This window comes from Meiothermus rufus DSM 22234 (genome assembly GCF_000423425.1).
GTDB classification, from domain to species: domain Bacteria; phylum Deinococcota; class Deinococci; order Deinococcales; family Thermaceae; genus Meiothermus; species Meiothermus rufus.
In genome coordinates this window covers 1-1,674 of the sequence record NZ_AUHY01000119.1, presented here as the reverse complement: position 1 = coordinate 1,674, position 1,674 = coordinate 1, and the positions used below count along the sequence as shown (strand labels likewise).

Below are 1,674 nucleotides of genomic sequence, written 5' to 3'. Positions count from 1 at the left end.
CTGGGGAACCTCCTTTCTTGGTTGGTTCCCCTCTTTTTATCCCAGCTTAGAGTCTCACATGTGTTTGTCCGGGTTCAGCTGAGATCCTGCGCGACTACCCTGAGCTCGAGCAGGAGGATATAGATGCTGCATTGCAGTACGCCGCCCTTCTGGCCGAGGAACGTGAGGTCGCGATTTGAAAATCCTGCTGGACATCAACCTCACCCCCCGGGGGGTGTCCTTTTTTCAGGCTTATAGAGGCTGTTCGCTGGTCGGAAGTGGGGCCGGCCAATGCGAGTGACCTCGAGGTGCTGCGCTTCGCGGCTTCCCGCGACTACCTACTCCTGACCCACGACCTCGGCTTTGGCGACTTGTTGATGTACAGCCGCGAAACCAGACCCAGCGTCCTGATTTTGCGCGAGATAGACTTGCGGCCTGAGGTCAGCGGGGAACGCTTGCTACAAGTGCTGCTCGCCGCAGCAGAGGCCATTGCGAAAGGGGCTATAGGGATAATGGACGCTAGCCGGGTTCGGGTGCGGCTACTGCCCTTGGTCTAACAAAGATTACAGGCCCGTCCGCCTTCATCCACGCATAATGGGGCCATGCGCGAGACCTTTAGCCTGGCCTGGCAGAACCCCTGGGTGCGCCTGGCGGTGTACCTGGCCCTGGGCCTGCTGCTCGCCTGGCTGCTGGCCTGGGTGGCGGCCAAGGCCCGTATGGCCCTGACCATTGTGGGCCTGTCCTTTATCCTTTCCTACCTGGCCAGCCCGGTGGTGCGCTGGTTCGAAGAGCGCCGCCTGACCCGGGCTTTAGGGGTGGTGGCGGTGTTCGTGGGGGGGTTGTTTTTCCTGGGGCTGGCCACGGTGCTCTTGCTGGGGATGACCAGCCAGCTCAGCCGCTTCCTGGTGAATCTGCCGGCTATTCTGGCCCCCCTCGAGGGCTGGGTGCAACAACTGCCCGACCGGCTGGGCCAGGTGCCGCTGCCACCCTTGCTGCGCGAGGCTCTGGCGCAGGCCACCGGCAACCTCGAGCTCTTGCTAGAGGTCTTTACCCAGACCCTCCTTCGGGGGTTGCAAAGCCTCCTGGCCCAGGGCGGGGGCAACCTGCTGAACTTTTTTGCCGCGCTTTTGGGTGGGGCCTTCCAGCTCCTCACGGTGATTACCCTGTCCATCTACCTGCTCTACGACCTGCCCCGCATTGGGGCCCAGCTCTTCACCTTCATCCCCCGGCCCTACCAGCCCCGCGCCGCCGAGCTACTGGAAAAGGCCGACCGGGCCTTCGGCGGCTACGTGCGCGGCACCATTCTGGGCGCACTGGCCAACGCTGGGCTGGTCACCCTGGCCATGTACCTCTCCTTCGGCCCCTTTCAGGGCTTTAGCGGCGAGGTACTGACCCAGTCCATGGTTCTGGGTTTTCTGGCTTTTATCTTCAGCTTTGTGCCGGTGATTGGGGTGCTCATCTCGGCGGTGCCGGCCTTGCTGCTGGCCCTGCCTTTGGGCCTGGGGCCTCTACTGGTGGTGGCGCTGGCGTTATGGATTTGCAACCAACTACAGGGGGTGATCTGGCCCCTGATTATGCGCCAGACCACCAGCCTGCACCCGTAGGACTTACGCAGTTGGCTGAAGGATGTGGAGGGGATGGGCGAGATAACTTCGTATTGCCTCGCGAACAATGGACGCCTTGGCCTCGTACCAG

3 protein-coding genes are annotated in these 1,674 nt (G+C 62.4%); all 3 read left to right on the top strand.

Annotated elements, in window-relative coordinates; genetic code table 11:
- The first annotated feature begins 83 nt into the window (after positions 1-83).
- Positions 84-179, top strand: a complete 96-nt coding sequence (locus G552_RS16140) for a DUF433 domain-containing protein (protein WP_281167354.1) — start codon at positions 84-86, stop codon at positions 177-179.
- Between the two features lie 78 nt (positions 180-257).
- The gene (locus G552_RS15715) at positions 258-536 is read left to right on the top strand and encodes a DUF5615 family PIN-like protein (RefSeq protein ID WP_245575211.1); all 279 of its coding nucleotides are present in this window, start codon (positions 258-260) and stop codon (positions 534-536) included.
- Between the two features lie 45 nt (positions 537-581).
- Positions 582-1,583, top strand: coding sequence for an AI-2E family transporter (locus G552_RS15710; protein ID WP_036271036.1), 1,002 nt, complete (start codon positions 582-584; stop codon positions 1,581-1,583).
- The last annotated feature ends 91 nt before the right edge of the window (positions 1,584-1,674 follow it).

Coding starts and splice junctions, on each gene's coding strand:
- G552_RS15710 (WP_036271036.1), top strand. CDS start 582: ATGCGCGAGACCTTTAGCCTGGCCTGGCAGAACCCCTGGGTGCGCCTG.